Source organism: Actinomyces vulturis (genome assembly GCF_001687305.1).
Classification (GTDB): domain Bacteria; phylum Actinomycetota; class Actinomycetes; order Actinomycetales; family Actinomycetaceae; genus Actinomyces; species Actinomyces vulturis.
In genome coordinates this window covers 182560-198331 of the sequence record NZ_LZRK01000003.1, presented here as the reverse complement: position 1 = coordinate 198331, position 15772 = coordinate 182560, and the positions used below count along the sequence as shown (strand labels likewise).

Sequence of the window (15772 nt, the reverse complement as noted above, 5' to 3'; positions counted from 1 at the left end):
ATGATTCATCGCGTGGAACATGAGCGTCTTGTTCCATCGATGTTGCCGCGTCAAGCGGTGAGGGTGATTACTTCACGGCTTGTTCAAGCTGACATTGTGAACGCCGAGGGAGAAGCTCGCCTTATGGTGGAACATGTCCTTGGCTCCCCACTTATCCTTGCACGCAATCTTTCTGACAATGATGTTGAGGCTCTCGACGACATGGTGGAGCGCAGGAGTCAGCGCATCCCGCTTCAGCACATTTTAGGACTCATGTGGTTCCGTTATCTGGAACTCCAGTGCCGCCCGGGAGTCTTTGTGGTGCGCCCAGAGACGGAAGTTGTTGCTGGATGGGCAATCGACCACCTCGTGGCCTTTGGGGCAGCTCCTGAGACAAGGACATGTGCGGGAACTGGAGATAGGGTGTTGAGCAGTGCCGTGATGTCTGATGGTAGTCAGGTGACGCCATCAGGTGTAGGGCAGGAATGTTCCTCTCGCCCCTTACGTGTCCTTGACCTATGTACAGGGTCGGGTGCGATTGCTGGAAGTATCGCCAGTGAGGTGCCCGGAGTTGAGGTTGTTGGCGTTGATATCAACCCGCAAGCAGTGGAATTGGCTCGGCAAAATTGCTCGGCTCCCACACTGGGTGATGCTTCACGGCGTGTTTCTATCTGCCATGGAGATGTTCTTGACCTGAGCGTCGTTCAGGGACCGCGTGGTGAGCAATGGGAAGCGGGAACGATTGACCTAGTCGTATCTAATCCTCCCTACGTTCCAGCTGGTGCAGTTGAAGATTATGAGACTACTTGTGATCCAGATAGTGCTGTGTATGGGGGAGGGGATGATGGTATGGATTTCCCTCGAGCGCTTATTGCTCACGTCTTCCACTTGCTTAAGCCCGGTGGTGTGTTTGTGATGGAACACGACTCATCTCAAGGGGTGGCCATTTGTGAGGCTGCGCGCGCAGCAGGATTTTGCCAATGCTTGATTCATCCGGACTTGACGGGGCGTGATCGTTTCCTTACGGCGCAGCGTCCTGGAGTGCAGGCTTAATAGCCTAGTCACCACGTTAGTGTTCCTGGCTTATGTCATGATTGATAAAAGTTCGGGCTTGCGAAGTTCGGATACCCGAAACTAGAGTAAAGGCTACTTACTCCGTCCCTATCTGACCTATCGGGAACGCTCATGACCGCCGCATCTCACCGTATCGCTTCACCCCTTGTTTCACATGCAATCTCACGCCGCAGCGCCTTCATTGCTACGAGTGCCAGTGTGCTCACTTTGATGGGAACACTCGCAGCCTGCAGCCCCAAGGCCTCATCAAGCGCTGAATCACAACAGGATTATGAAACCGATCCTCATGCGCCCCGAGTCCTTGCCACCTTCACCGTCATTGCCGATATTGCCCGCAACGTCTCCGGACCACACATGGATATCCGTTCCATCACCAAGCCCGGTGCCGAAATTCATGACTATGAACCCACGCCTGATGACATCAAATCCGCTCAAAACGCTTCCCTCATTATCAAAGCAGGACTAGGTCTTGAACGATGGTTCGACAAGTTCACAAACCATTCCAAGGCTACTGTCGTTGACCTGTCCGAAGGGATTGACCCCATCATGATCTCCGGGGGCGAATACAACGGACAGCCCAACCCTCACGCCTGGATGAGCCCCATCAACGTCGTCCACTACGTTGATCTTCTCGTCACCGCTTTCTCCACTGCAGCACCCGAGCACGCTGACGACTTCGCCAAGAGGGGAGCTGACTATCAAGAGCAACTACGCGGCGTCATGGAATCGATGACGCAAGAACTTAACAAACTGCCTGAAAATGAACGTGCACTGGTCACATGCGAAGGCGCCTTCTCCTACCTGGCCAAGGATGCAGGACTAGCTGAGGGCTACCTCTGGCCAGTGAACTCTGATAACGAAGGCACCCCTCAACAAATAGCCTCCACCATTACTTTTGTTGACGACAACCACGTCCCCGCCGTGTTCTGTGAATCCACCGTCAATGACAAAGCCATGAAACAAGTTGCCCAATCCACCGGCGCAGACTTCGCTGGCGTGCTTTACGTGGACTCACTCACCGGCCCCGACGGAGACGCCCCCACCTACCTTGACCTCATTACCTACGACGCCACCACCATCACCAATGGACTGAGCGGAAAGAACGGACAGTGACCACCTCACACGACGAATCCGCAGCACTCCATGTTGAATCGGTCAGCGTCCACTATGGAGACGTCCACGCCCTAGAACTCGTGGACCTCACTGTGGCGAAAGGCTCCATCTGCGCACTCGTGGGGATGAATGGTTCAGGGAAGTCCACCCTCCTGCGCTCCGTCATGGGGCTGACCGAACCCGATCATGGTCGCATCATCATTCATGGCCTGCCTCCTGCGCAGGCCCGCCACCACGGGCTGGTTGGATACGTCCCTCAGGAAGACGCCGTGGATCGCGATTTTCCGATCACCGTGGGCGAGGTGGTGATGACGGGCCGATACGGACATATGGGGATTCTTCGACGCCCCAGTACAACAGATCATGAACACGTCAGCCGAGCTTTGGAGATTACGGGTCTTACCGATCTCAGTGATCGCCAAATCGGGGCTCTGTCCGGCGGACAACGCAAACGTGCCTTCCTAGCCAGAGCCCTATCTCAAGAAGCACAACTTCTGCTCCTTGATGAGCCCTTTAGCGGCGTGGATAAAACCAGCGAAGCACTCATGTCTGACATTTTGCGCAGCCATGTGGACAAGGGAGGAAGCGTGCTTATCTCCTCTCACGATCTTAAATCTCTTCGCCAATTAGCAGACCGAGCGGTGCTTTTACACCGCCACGTGGTAGCAAGCGGCCCAGCCGCCGACATCCTTACCCCATCCAATGTCGCCCAGGCCTTCGCTATCAGCATGGATGAAGGGGAGGAGATTTTGTCATGATCAATTTCTTCACTGAGCCACTCCAGTATGAATTCATGATCAACGCCTTTGTCGTAGCCACGGCTGCAGCGGTGGTCTGCGCACTACTGTCCTGCTGGATTGTCCTTATCGGCTGGTCCCTGCTTGGGGACGCAGTCTCACACGCAGTGCTACCCGGGGTGGTGCTCGCCTTTATGTTTGGCCTGCCCTTCACCGTTGGCGCTTTGATTGCAGGGCTCATCGCGGTCACTCTCATCGGAACAGTCCGTGACACCTCACGCGTAAAAGGGGACGCCGCCATCGGCGTGGTGTTTACCGCTTTCTTCGCCATTGGTCTCATTCTCAAATCGCGCTACCCCTCCAACACGGACCTTAACGGCATCATCTTCGGCAACGTCCTGGGAATCTCTCACACTGACCGCATCATGGTGCTGAGCCTGGCCGTCATCGTCGGAGCAATCCTTATCGCCCGGCGCAAAGACATCACCCTTTTCGCCTTCGATTCTGTTCACGCTCATGCTATTGGCCTTCACCCTAAGCGCATTAGCGCCTTGGTACTCCTCTTGCTGGCACTTACCACCATCGTGGCACTGCAAGTAGTGGGCGTGATTTTGGTGGTAGCCATGCTCGTTATCCCAGGAACCACCGCCTACCTGCTCAGTGATCGCATGGGGCACATGCTCATCATTGCACCCAGTATTGCGGCACTGTCAACGATCACTGGTCTCTACATCGCCTACTGGACCAATGCATCACCGGCAGGATGGATAGTGGTCTGTCAAGCCATCGCCTTTGCCCTGGCTTATATTGGGTCGCCCAAGTACGGCATGGTCCATCGATTCCTCGTCAAGCGGCGTCATGCGATGAATCCATCAGAACTATCAAAAGGCTTATGACGTTGTGATAATGCTCGTGAGAGGGCGGTAACCGCGTCATGACACGGTGTGGGGGGCAAGGCTTCAAGCCTTGCCCCCCACACCACCACTAGGTCAGAAAGATGACGTTAGCGTCCCGCGTTAGTTCACGCCGATAGCACTGCGCATATCAGCCTTAATTGCTTCTAGGCGTTGCGCAGCATCGTCACGTGCCTGAGCAATGTCAGTGGACTCATCGGTGTCGATGATGACCTCGCAGTAGCACTTGAGTTTAGGCTCAGTACCGGAAGGGCGAACAATGACACGGTCATTGCTTTCGGTGACAAACATCAGGCCATCAGTGGGAGGCAATGAGCCGCCGTTACCATCGCTGGCACCATCAAGAAGATCTTCGACAGTGGTCACGCGGCTACCAGCCAGTTCAGCCGGAGCGCTGGATCGCAGCCGAGCCATTGCATCAGTAATGAGAGACAGGTCCTTCACACGAATGCTCAGCGGACTCGTCGCATGCAGACCATGATCACGAGCCAGGCGATCAAGAAGGTCACTAATGGAACGCCCCTGCTGTTTTAACACACTGGTCAGTATTGCCATACGAACCGAAGCAGAAATACCATCCTTGTCGCGGACGGCAGCCGGATCCACACAGTAGCCCAATGCTTCCTCATAACCGAATACCAAGTTCGGGACACGAGAAATCCACTTAAAGCCAGTCAGCGTGATGCGGTGGTCCAGGCCGTGCGCCTGAGCGATACGGCGCAGCAGACGAGAGGACACGATGGAGTTAGCAAGCACGCCCTGACCAGCGAAAGCAGCCAATTCAGCGGACTGCTCGCCAAGCAATGCGCCAACCTCATCGCCAGTCAACTGACGGTAGCCAGCCTCGCTGGAAGGATCAGGAATCGCCACAGAGCAGCGATCGGCGTCAGGATCATTAGCGATGATGAGATCAGCTCCCACCTCACGGGCAGTCTTGAAGGACTCATCCATGGCACCTGGTTCCTCAGGGTTGGGGAACGTTACCGTGGGGAAGTCAGGATCAGGGGAGAACTGAGAAGCAACAGGAGTAATCGTGTGGAAACCAGCCTGCTCGAGAGCCTGCTGGCACAGAGGGCCACCAACGCCGTGCATCGCGGTCAGAACGATGGACACATCAGCAACAGCGCCCTGGCAGGAGACGGTCTTTAAACGCTCCAGGTAGGCCTCACGCATATCATCGCCGACAGTCTCCCAGCCCTCAGAAGGCATAGGGACCTCGGCAAGAGCGCCCACATTGGCAATATGGCTGGCGATGTCTGCATCGAAGGGAGGAACAATCTGCGCCCCCTGGCCGGCATCAGTGACCGCGCGGCCACCGAGGTAGACCTTGTAGCCATTGTCCTGAGGTGGGTTATGAGAGGCGGTCACCATGACACCGGCGTCGCAGTTCAACTCGCGAAGAGCAAACGCGAGAACCGGAGTGGGGCAGTGATCATCAAACAAGAGCGCCTTGCCGCCAGCACCAGTTACTACTGATGCAGTGTCCTCAGCGAACTGACGGGACATATGGCGAGCATCGTGACCAATGACCACTGAAAACCCTTCACCCAGTGTTTGGCGAAGGTAAGAAGCTAAACCGGCAGCAGCACGGATCACCACAACACGGTTCATGCGGTTGGGGCCAGGACCGATTTTGCCGCGCAAGCCTGCAGTGCCGAAAGTCAGGGTGCCGTTGAAAGCATCCTGTATTTCCTTGATGGCTTCTTCATCATCACGGTTGGCAGCCTCAAGCAAATCAGACAGTTCCTGTGCAGTCTTCTTGTCCGGATCGTCATTGATCCAGGAGGTCACCATGTCGGTATCAAAGTGTTTCATGATGTGAACCGTACCCGCTTGCTCTGACATTGTGTAGAGAAATGACCTAAACCGAGAGGACCATCACCCGTGGGCTGAGACACAAATATGCGATGAGTAGGGAAAACGCAGGACTTTAAGTAATTCGATTAGGGGAGAGAAGGGGAGATAAACAGTCTCAAAAAGCGTGGTGTTCATCCCCCGTTTGCTTTGATATGAGCATGATGGAGCCATGACAAAACGGACTTCATACCGCAAAGGCCCCGTACTTCTTCGTGGCCAGCAAATTCCCGAGCAAACTACTGACAGTCGACTCCTTGATGGACGCTCAGACCCTGACTGGATTCACAACGATCCCTGGCGTGTGATGCGTATCCAGGCGGAATTTGTTGAAGGTTTTGGTGCGTTGGCTGAATTGCCTTCAGCCATCAGCGTGTTTGGCTCAGCACGTACTAAGCCGGACGAATCTGGCTATCACACAGCCGTGGCCGTGGGAAGGGGACTGGCAGAAGCAGGATTCGCCGTCATTACCGGTGGTGGCCCCGGCATGATGGAAGCAGCCAACAAGGGGTGTCAGGAATCTGGCGGTGTTAGCGTAGGCCTGGGAATCGAACTACCTATGGAACAGGGGATGAACGATTACGTGGATCTTGGCGTGAACTTCCGCTATTTCTTCGCTCGTAAAACCATGTTCGTCAAGTACGCCGATGGCTTTGTGGTGATGCCCGGTGGATTTGGTACCTTCGATGAACTATTTGAGTCCCTTACTCTTGTGCAGACAAAAAAGGTCTCTTCCTTCCCTATCGTCTTGGTGGACCGCTCTTACTGGGGTGGATTGTTCGACTGGGTTCGTACAGAAGTGGTTTCCCGCGGAATGATCTCAGAAAAAGACCTCGACCTCATCACCATTGTGGATACCGCTGAAGAAGCTGTTGAGGCTGTTGTTAACGGGGTTCGTGAACTTCGTGACGAGTGAAGATACTGAAGGGTATTTTCGACTTTTGTGGTGATGGTGAGTTTTCTCCGAAACGGACAGGAACTTTCTGTGAGCAATTTCCGGCCGTTTTTCGTGCATTGTGACGTAGAATAAGGCTGGTGTGTTAAACGCACAGATCCTGAAGAAAGGGAAGCACATGGCTGCCATGAAGCCCAGGACCGGTGACGGACCGCTTGAGGTCGTGAAAGAAGGACGCTCGATTATCATGCGTGTCCCCCTCGAAGGAGGCGGTCGCTTGGTGGTTGAGCTGGCCCCACAGGAAGTAACTGCTTTGGGTGAGGCTCTCAAGACTGTCAAGGTCTGATGAGACTGTCTGCTCGGTGATGGGCCTGCTCCGCGTGGAGCGTTAAGCATCATCGCATTAGGGTGAAGTGATCATTTCCTTCATTTGATGACTACGAGGGGCGGAGTGACCGGAAGGTCGCTCCGCCCCTCGTTTTCTTGCTTATGGTGCGACCTAATCAGTTCCCGGCAATTACGCGGAGTGTGGAGCCATTTTCTGTACTCGTTACTTCGATACGGTCAGCGATTTCTCGCTTGAGTTCTTCAACGTGTGAGACTAATCCGATGATGCGTCCGCCTTCACGGAGTTGATCCAGCTCATGCATCACGGCTGAGAGAGTGTGAGGATCCAAGGAGCCAAAACCCTCATCAATGAACAGGGTCTCGAGGTGGATACCGCCGCTTTCGGCACTGACCACATCAGCCAAAGCCAAGGCTAGGGACAGTGACACGTAGAAGGTTTCGCCGCCGGAGAGGGTGCGCGGGTCACGGGCCTGCTCGTTTTCGCTGAATAAGTCGATCACCTCAAGCCCTAGACCGTGGCCTTTGCGCTTGGATGAGCCGGATTCTCGATGGACTCGGCGTAGCGAGTAACGACCATTACTCATCGTCATGAGACGGTCATTGGCGAAGGTAACAACATCTTCAAAGCGGTTCATGAGCACCCATGTGCCCAGCGATGTTTCTTGAGCATTGTCACCGGTAACAAGACTTGCTACGTAAATGAGATCCGCATGTTCGGCGCGTGAGCGATCCGCTTCATCGATGGCTTCTTCCAACTGATGAATCATTGATGAGGCAGTGTCATGCTGTGAACGGAGCGTGGAGAGAACGGCGCTTGCTTGTTCTTCCGCAATGCGCTGGCGTTCCACAACGGTAGCGAGTGCATCGCAATCGGGAGTTGGGAGTTCATCCACTCCCACCAATGTAGGATCACTCAACTGCTGTTTCACTGCTTTTACATCAGTGGTGTACGTAGAATGAGTAGCCACATGCGCAGCAAGGTCATCCTTAGGTAAAACATCTGGACGAGCCGCTTCAATGGATTCGTAACCATTGTTTTCACACAGGAGGGTGAGATCGTCCGTCGCATGCGAGAGCGCTTCCTGTGCTAGATGGTACTGGTCATAACTATCGACGACTCGCTTGGCCCACGAGTAGTGAACAGTCACATCCTGGTAGCGCTCTTCTAGGGTTTCAAAACCTTGGCGATGTTCATCAATGAGGGTGCGAGTGTCATTGAGTTTTTGTTCAGCAAGTGTCGCTGCCTGAACCGCACCAGTCCATGCATCCTTCGCTTCACTCGTTGTTTGTGATGAGGCTTGCTCTTCAGCAGTGAGTTTCTTGAGTTGCTCGTCAACAGACGCCGCTGCCTTGCCAGCAACAACGCATGCCTCATGGGCCTGGGCAGCCGCTTGCAGTTCCTCATTAACTTTCTCTGGGCTAAGGCCTTGGGAGAGGTCACGCTGGGAATCCTGCTGCTGACGAAGATTCTCCAACTGTGTAGCGATGCTGTGCGTGTGGGCCTGTGCTGTGTCATAGGACTGATCAGCAGTGTCAACAATTTCTTGACTAATGTCATTATCGTCCGGCAACAGGGCAGGGTCAGGGTGGTTTGTGGAACCACAGACTGGGCAGGGGGAGTCGTTATCAAGCGCTTGGGCGAGCAGACCCGCCTGAGCATCAATCCAGCGCTGGTGAACAGCAGTCTTTGCTTCGAGAAGTTCGTGTTGCTGAGACAAAGCCTTCTCATACTCCGGCTGAAGTGCAGCAATTTTCTCGCCGATTGCCACGACGTCATGAGCTGCCTTATGACGTTGCTTGACTTCATTGAGCTCAGTCAAGGCTTGTTCAAGTCCCGCAGCAATAACCTGCTGCTCCGCTTTCTCTTTTTCGAGTGCCTCCCGGTGTGAGGGAAAGTCCTGAGCAGACTGAAGAGCTGCGTCATATGTAGCTTTGGACGATTCCACCTGCTCGTGAGCAGCGGTAACTGCTGCTACTAGGGACTCGAGGGAAGCAGCCTGCTTGAGCACGGGTTTAAGAGCAGCAACTTCGTCATTGAGATCATTCACCAGGGTGTGGCGAGCCTCAGTGTCCTTTGCTTGAAGCACATCAGGGTATTTTTCTGCATGAGGATCATCGGCAAGGCCGTCAACCGCACTCTTGGCTGCCGTAAAGTCCTTGCCTGCGCGCTCAAAAGCACGAGAACCATCAAGAACATTCTGTGCACGATGCGCACGATCGATGAGTTCTTTCAGTTCATCCATCACCTTCGCTTGGCTGTTTAACTCATTCAATGAGGTGCGTAGCCGTGCCAGACGTTCTTGACGAGTCACGAGATCGCGAGCGTCAGTGAAGCGTGCTTGCGCATCTTTGAAGGCCTGATGGCTGACATTAAACGCTGACTGTGCATGCTCAACGCGCTGGAGGAGGAACTGAGCCACGCCCGTAACCCGCAATGAAAGCATCGAACGGTAGTGGTAGTCAGACAAATCGGTGAAGGCCGGTGAATCATCGTTATTCGACGGGGCTTCATCATTGTCTTCCGGCGAGGCATTAGCATCCTGGTCTATGGGTTCAAGAGAAACATCCTGCCCGTTGGCCACTGCGATAAGGGACGCATACGGGGTATCACCCTGTAACTGTTCTGCTTGATCAAAGCGCTCAAGCATGGTGGACAGTGACTGCACCGTTAGGGCTACTGAGGTATCTGCTTCTCTGCTGCGGCGCCGCGCATCCTTGGACTGCTCTTCGAGATAGTGCTGCATCTCGTCATAGGTCACGGTGCCGAAAACATCGCGGAGTAAACCGTGACGCTCTTCCGAGGAGGAGCGTAAGAATTTCGCGAACTTGCCTTGGGGAAGAACGACTGTCTGAGTGAACTGCTCGCGGGTGAGTCCCACAATCTGCAGGACTTTTCGGCTCACTTCATCGACGCGGACTAGAGGCGTACCTAGCCCATCACCATCAAGTTCATTGATGGACCACATGGCGACTGTGGGTTTTTCTGTTACTAGTCCGGTACCACGTTTTTTCGGACGCTGATATGCCGGTGTACGCCGGATTCGGAACATGCCGTTAGGAGTGGAAAACTCCAGGGCCACCACAGTTTCGGTGGATGGGTCGGCAAAGGTTGAACGAATGCGATCCGTGGACGAATCATCGTCGGCGACATTGCCGTAGAGAGCGAACACGATTGCATCGATGATGGTGGTTTTTCCACTACCGGTGGGACCGGTGAGCAGGAACTTTCCTGAGGCTTCAAAATCATCGAAATTGATGGTGTGCGTGCCAGGGTAGGGGCCGACTGCTTGCAGGGAGAGACGATGAATATGCATTAGTTGCTCCTACCTGCGCTTAAAGATGCTTCGTACGCTTGACGAAGGATCGTGAGGTGGTTGTCCGTGGGGGTAGTACCAGTCATCGTGCTTAAGAAATCACCGGATACTTCCAGGGGATCACTTGCGCGAGTAATCGCGATTGATTGACGTTGAGGTTCAGCGGCCTGGGCATAGGAGAAGGAGAGCATATGAGGGAATCGGTGCTTCAGCCTGCTCACGGCGCCTGGTACACGCTCTCCCGTCAGAGTGACGTCCAACCATGCGTCCTTGAGGTAATCAAAGGCGCCTGATTCACACTCATCCATGCTCATCGAAACACGTTCAATTCGGTGGTCAAACGGCGTGGTGATCGTTTCCCAAGTCCCCGATTCAGTATCAATGACGACATTGGATTTCTGGTGAGCGGCTTCGGAGAACGAGAAGGGTAAAGCCGAGCCACTATAAACTAAAGCCGGGCGGCGCTCCTCGTCACGTTCAGACGAGGAGGAGAAAGCAAAAGCACCCTCATCCAGTATTTGGGGACGGTGCAAATGTCCAAGAGCCACGTAATCGAGCCCAGGACACCGATCAGGACGCTCTGAATAACCCAGCGTGGTGAAGAGTGACGATGACACGCTGTCCACACCACCAACCCGAATATCACGTTCGGAATCGGTAACTTCACCGCCGGTCACAAACGCATGGGCCATGGCAATGACCGGAATACGCCGTGACCATGACTGAGAACGAGTCGATAAATCTGTTCCTACTAATCGCAGGGCTCCACCCATCACTGCTTGATGAGACCGGGGGAGAGGTTCTTGAGAGGACTCCATCTGACGCTCAAACAGCACCGATGCCAAGGGAGCACGGGCAACATCCGGATCCAAGTATGGCAACGCATAGACCACAGCACCGATGTTCCCGTCGCGATCTGGCAATTCGATTGCCTGGGCAACGTCGGTGATCGACGGTTGAACGTGAACGCGATCGGTAAAAAGACGATGCCCAAACCCTAGGCGAGTGGCGGAATCGTGGTTTCCCGGTGTCAGCACCACATGCGTGAGCGCACTGAGGCGCTCCATCGCATCATTGAGTAACTCCACGCTCTCCACTGGCGGCAAGGAACGGTCATAGACATCCCCGCTCAGGAGGACAGCATCGATCATCTCATCACGGACAATTTGCTCAATGTGATCGATGAATGCGGCATGCTCTGCGTGCAGAGTCAGACCATGAAAAGTGCGCCCCAGATGCCAGTCAGAGGTGTGAAGAATTCGCATGGCCCCATCGTGCCACGGACTAGTGACACATATAGCCCGTCTGCTACGAGGAAATCAGGCAGTCACCAAACCAGCCCCCACACTGATCATGATGAGCACACCGATGACCACGCGGTAGACGATGAACGAGGTGAACTTGTTGGAAGAGACGAAGCGAAGCAGCCAAGCGATAGAGGCATAAGCAACCACCCCGGAGACTACCGTGGCCACGAGGGTAGGAACCCAACCGACAGTGGCAGAGATATCTGCGGCACCTGTGATGGCTTCGAGCACACCCGCAGCCACTAACGCCGGAATACCCATGTAGAAGGACAAACGTGTTGCAGTGACGCGATCGAAACCGCGGAACAATCCGGCGCTAATGGTGGCGCCAGAGCGGGAGATACCAGGAAAAACTGGAGCAAGAGCCTGGAAGCAGCCGATGATTAGTGCATCAACAATGCCCACATCATTCATGGATTTAGTCAGAGACTTACGACGGTCAGCCATCCACATCACGCCACTCCACACGATCAGGGCACCTGCGATAATCCACAGGCTCCGTGAGGTGGTTTCAATGAAGTCTTTAAAAACTAGGCCTACAACGGCGACAGGAATGGAGCCAATGATGATTCCCCACCCCAGAGTGTAATCGGGGTGGTTTCTTTTGCTGATATTGCCCAGACCGCTCACCCATGCGGTAGCGATACGGACGATGTCTTTCCAAAAGTAGATGATGGCCGCGATAATGGCACCCACCTGGATGACGGCAGTGAAAGCTGTCATACCCACGGAATCAATTTGGTAGCCGAGAAGTTTTTCTACGATGTTGAGGTGACCGGTTGATGAGACCGGAAGAAACTCGGTGATTCCCTCGACAATTCCCAAAATGACGGCATGGATAAGGTTCATGTGCACGCTCCAGACATACGGTGCTTTCGGCTTGTTAGGCCAGGACTGCGTCCAGATTAGCGCCATTACAGGTTGGTGACTCTATCGGGCGCGCAGCCGTAGGGTAGGGCCCATGACACATCAGCCTCTTCGACGTTCTCTCCCCTTGGCAACATCAGGTCAAGCCAGTCCAGCCTCTGCGTGGACCTCCCGCCGTCATGAACAACTGCGTCGTAATAGCCTCATTCTGGTGTGGATAGTGGTGGCTTTCGCTGCTGCTGTGATGAACCATTGTGAGTCGTGTATTCACCCCGGCGGCTGGTTCGTTATCCATGCGCTGCTACTTGGAGCAGCGGGCAGTGCCATCACGATTTGGAGCGCCCACTTCGCCACTACTCTCCTACGTCTTCCAGCGCGCTTCGGTCCATGGATGCTTGATGTCCGCCTCGGTGCTCATACGGTGGGCACCGTGCTGGTTCTCGCCGGTGTGTTAGATGACCGCATTGTCTTGACTTTTTTTGGTGCTCTTTGTGTTTTAATCAACGTTGCTATCGGCGTGGCTTCTATGATTCTCGATAAGCGCCAGTCAGTGGGCGCGCGTTTTCACACGCTCGTTTCTTATTACGTCATTGCCTGGCTGTGGTGCATCGTGGGCATCCTTGTGGGGGTGGGGATGACCTATCTGACTCATACTGGGCACGCCTCATCAATACCTCCTATGGCCATGGCTCACGTGGCCATCATGATTCATGGCTTCATGGGAATGACGGTGTGGGGAACACTCGTTCTTCTGTGGCCCACGATGCTACGTACTCGTATGGAAGATGCGGCACCATTCCATGCTCGCCACGCTCTCCTCGCGTTGAGCGTGGGAACTGTGTTCACTGCCGCTAGTGGCTGGCTAGCGTGGATGAGCCTGCTTGGTGGCTTGGCGCTGCTCATCGGTATCGGTGTCATCGTGCGTGACGGGTTAGCCGAAATGCAGCGCAAACCCATCTCTTCACTGGCCACAGCCGCCAGCGCTGCCGCAGCCGTCTGGTATATCTGGGGCACTCTGACCCTGGCTATCTCCTGGAGCCCGCTTGTATCCGACGCCGCTCGTTCCAGTGCCATCACGCGTCTCCTTCCAGCGCTTGTTCTTGGCGCCATGCTCCAGATAATCCTGGGAGCTCTTTCTTATTTGCTTCCGGTGATGTTGGGCGGAGGCCCCGCCCATTCTCGGCGAACGAATGCCATCGTCAATCATGCATGGCCTTGGGTTGTTCTGACCTACAATGCTGGAATCGTGGCCATGCAGATACCGCATGCTCGGGGCGTGTGGGGACTTCTTCCTGTGCTCACCCTTATCGCCATTGCTTTTATGGTGGGTAAACTTCTTGTCATCACATGGATGACGCTGTGTTCGCGGGTAAGCGCACCTGCCACGGAAGTAGCGATGTGCGACGATCGTGTTAATCGTCGTTGGGCGTTAGCAGGCCTTCTCACTGTAGGTGGCGTAGCGTTGACGGGCGAACTGCTTAGCCATGACAGCCTCGTATCCCCATCAACTCAGGGTGGGAAACGCCGTGAAGACATCAGCATCGAAGGAATGCGTTTCACCCCCAACACACTGGATGTGGTTGAGGGGACTGTGCTTACTCTAAATGTCATTAACAATGGCGACCAGGTCCATGATTTATTTATTGATGGTCAGTCCACTGGATTCCTCTCACCGGGAGAATCCGGTCAAGTGACCATTGGCCCGCTCACTGGGCCTGTGACCGGCTGGTGCACTCTGCCTGGGCATCGCGCGATGGGGATGGAAATCCATATTGGTATCAGGGGCCAACAGGATCAGCATGCTGAGCACCACGCGATGGCGGACTCCGACGATTGGGTGGATTGGCAGGCTAAGCCGCCTGCCGATTGGACGACTTACGATCCCTATGCGCCAGCCATGCGCAGTGACAGCACCCCCCAACACCATGAGGTGACCATGACTGTCAGTGAAATGGTGATGGATGTGGGCTGTGGTATTCACCAGCGGCGCATGATGTTTAACGGCACGGTACCTGGCCCCGTTTTGCGAGGAAAGATTGGTGATACCTTCGTCATCACTCTCGTCAATGACGGCACCATGAGCCACTCCATTGATTTCCATGCTGGCATTAACCCTCCCAGTCGTGACATGAAATCGATTGAGCCTGGTCAGTCCTTGACCTATACCTTCAACGCCGAACATGCAGGAATCTGGCTCTACCACTGCTCCACGGCACCCATGAGTTTCCACCTGTCTTCGGGCATGTACGGAGCGGTCATCATTGACCCTGAAGGCCTGCCTGCGGTGGACCATGAACTGGTCATGATTCAGTCGGAAATCTACGCAAGTGAGGGGTCTGTGGAACCTGATCCGAAGCGTATTGCTGACGCGAACCCTACTGTGATGGCCTTCAATGGCTACGCCTTCCAGTACACTCACGCCCCTATTGTCATCGGTACGGATGAACGAGTGCGCATATGGGTGATGGATGCTGGCCCCTCTTTACCTTCATCATTCCACGTAGTGGGAGGACAATTCGACACTGTCTTCTCTGAAGGGCGTTGGGTGCTGGGAGGCCCGGAAAACGTGGGAGTCTTTGCACGTGGAGCATCCCAGGCTCTTGGACTTCAACCGGCACAAGGCGGTTTCGTGGAGTTGACCCTGCCGGAAGCAGGCGATTACCCCTTCGTCACGCATGCCTTTAACCTCATGGAGAAGGGAGCGAAGGGCATCTTGTCCGTGCGTCAGAAGTGATGTGAGGAGACAGCGACTTCAGGACACTTGGGTGCACATGGGGTAACACTCAGGCAGCGGATCACTTGCCTCAATGAGTCCCACGGAGCGCATGCCCATGCGCTCGTACAGTGCTGCGGCACGTGTGGTGGTGGCCTCAAGGAAAGCTGGCATATTGCGCTGATGCGCACGATCGATACCGTGTTCGAGAAGTTTGGAGCCCACACTCATCGAGCGGCAATCGGGATTCACCGCCAGCAGATAGAGATAGTGATGAGGACACTGTGGGTGGAAGGGGGCTGCCAGTTCCTCGCAGCGATTCCACAATGCTGCGCCGTCACCCAGCACACGGACAGCACGATCCTCACAACCAGGATGCTCAAAACGTGGATCCATCTCAATCCACCAGGCACTGCCTGCTAAGGTGCGCTGACCATCCTCAACCAGCCACGCGACGTCGACCAGACCGCCGGGCAGGTAATCGTCACGTAACTGCAGGGACAGGAACCCGGCCATCATGTTGCGTCGGCGTTCAGTGGGAAAGTGTTCCACCATCAACTTCATCGTGGGGTCGTGGAGGAAGACATCAGCCATCAACTCAGTGATGGGATCGGCATCCTGCTCACGTGCTGGGACAATACGAATATCACAGGTCAT

At 54.7% G+C, this 15772-nt stretch carries 12 protein-coding genes; 7 read left to right on the top strand and 5 right to left on the bottom strand.

The window, feature by feature from the left end:
• The 4 genes from A9753_RS05620 to A9753_RS05605 all read left to right on the top strand — a co-directional run bounded on the left by A9753_RS05620 (position 1) and on the right by A9753_RS05605 (position 3799).
• On the top strand, positions 1–1032 hold the full coding sequence (locus A9753_RS05620; protein WP_245637380.1) for a N5-glutamine methyltransferase family protein: 1032 nt from the start codon (positions 1–3) through the stop codon (positions 1030–1032).
• A gap of 132 nt (positions 1033–1164) precedes the next feature.
• A complete protein-coding gene (locus A9753_RS05615; protein WP_083090339.1) occupies positions 1165–2166 on the top strand; it encodes a metal ABC transporter substrate-binding protein in 1002 nt (333 codons plus the stop codon).
• A complete protein-coding gene (locus tag A9753_RS05610) occupies positions 2163–2924 on the top strand; it encodes a metal ABC transporter ATP-binding protein (protein WP_067781602.1) in 762 nt (253 codons plus the stop codon). The genes A9753_RS05615 and A9753_RS05610 overlap by 4 nt, the downstream gene beginning before the upstream one ends.
• Complete coding sequence (locus A9753_RS05605) at positions 2921–3799, top strand: metal ABC transporter permease (protein WP_067781599.1); 879 nt, start codon at positions 2921–2923, stop codon at positions 3797–3799. The genes A9753_RS05610 and A9753_RS05605 overlap by 4 nt, the downstream gene beginning before the upstream one ends.
• A 120-nt stretch (positions 3800–3919) precedes the next feature.
• Here the strand turns inward: A9753_RS05605 and A9753_RS05600 are convergent, their stop codons facing one another.
• Complete coding sequence (locus tag A9753_RS05600; protein WP_067782283.1) at positions 3920–5632, bottom strand: phospho-sugar mutase; 1713 nt, start codon at positions 5630–5632, stop codon at positions 3920–3922.
• A gap of 211 nt (positions 5633–5843) precedes the next feature.
• Between A9753_RS05600 and A9753_RS05595 the strand changes: the two genes are divergently transcribed.
• Both A9753_RS05595 and A9753_RS05590 read left to right on the top strand, forming a co-directional pair.
• Positions 5844–6587, top strand: a complete 744-nt coding sequence (locus A9753_RS05595) for an LOG family protein (protein WP_067781596.1) — start codon at positions 5844–5846, stop codon at positions 6585–6587.
• Positions 6588–6744: 157 nt separating this feature from the next.
• The gene (locus tag A9753_RS05590; protein ID WP_067781593.1) at positions 6745–6912 is read left to right on the top strand and encodes a DUF3117 domain-containing protein; all 168 of its coding nucleotides are present in this window, start codon (positions 6745–6747) and stop codon (positions 6910–6912) included.
• 157 nt (positions 6913–7069) lie between these two features.
• Here the strand turns inward: A9753_RS05590 and A9753_RS05585 are convergent, their stop codons facing one another.
• The 3 genes from A9753_RS05585 to A9753_RS05575 are packed head-to-tail and all read right to left on the bottom strand — an operon-like array spanning position 7070 to position 12384.
• Positions 7070–10228: an AAA family ATPase gene (locus tag A9753_RS05585; protein WP_067781590.1), complete on the bottom strand. Its 3159-nt coding sequence runs from the start codon at positions 10226–10228 to the stop codon at positions 7070–7072.
• Positions 10228–11493 (bottom strand): metallophosphoesterase family protein, encoded by a 1266-nt coding sequence (locus A9753_RS05580; protein WP_067781587.1) that lies wholly within the window; start codon positions 11491–11493, stop codon positions 10228–10230. The genes A9753_RS05585 and A9753_RS05580 overlap by 1 nt, the downstream gene beginning before the upstream one ends.
• Before the next feature lie 54 nt (positions 11494–11547).
• Positions 11548–12384: an undecaprenyl-diphosphate phosphatase gene (locus A9753_RS05575; RefSeq protein ID WP_067781585.1), complete on the bottom strand. Its 837-nt coding sequence runs from the start codon at positions 12382–12384 to the stop codon at positions 11548–11550.
• A gap of 112 nt (positions 12385–12496) precedes the next feature.
• On the opposite strand from A9753_RS05575, the gene A9753_RS05570 reads away from it, so the two are divergent.
• Entirely contained in the window at positions 12497–15136 is a 2640-nt protein-coding gene (locus tag A9753_RS05570) for a multicopper oxidase domain-containing protein (protein ID WP_083090338.1), read from the top strand.
• An 18-nt stretch (positions 15137–15154) separates the two neighbouring features.
• Here A9753_RS05570 and A9753_RS05565 read toward each other — a convergent pair whose 3' ends face one another.
• Complete coding sequence (locus A9753_RS05565) at positions 15155–15772, bottom strand: GNAT family N-acetyltransferase (protein WP_067781582.1); 618 nt, start codon at positions 15770–15772, stop codon at positions 15155–15157.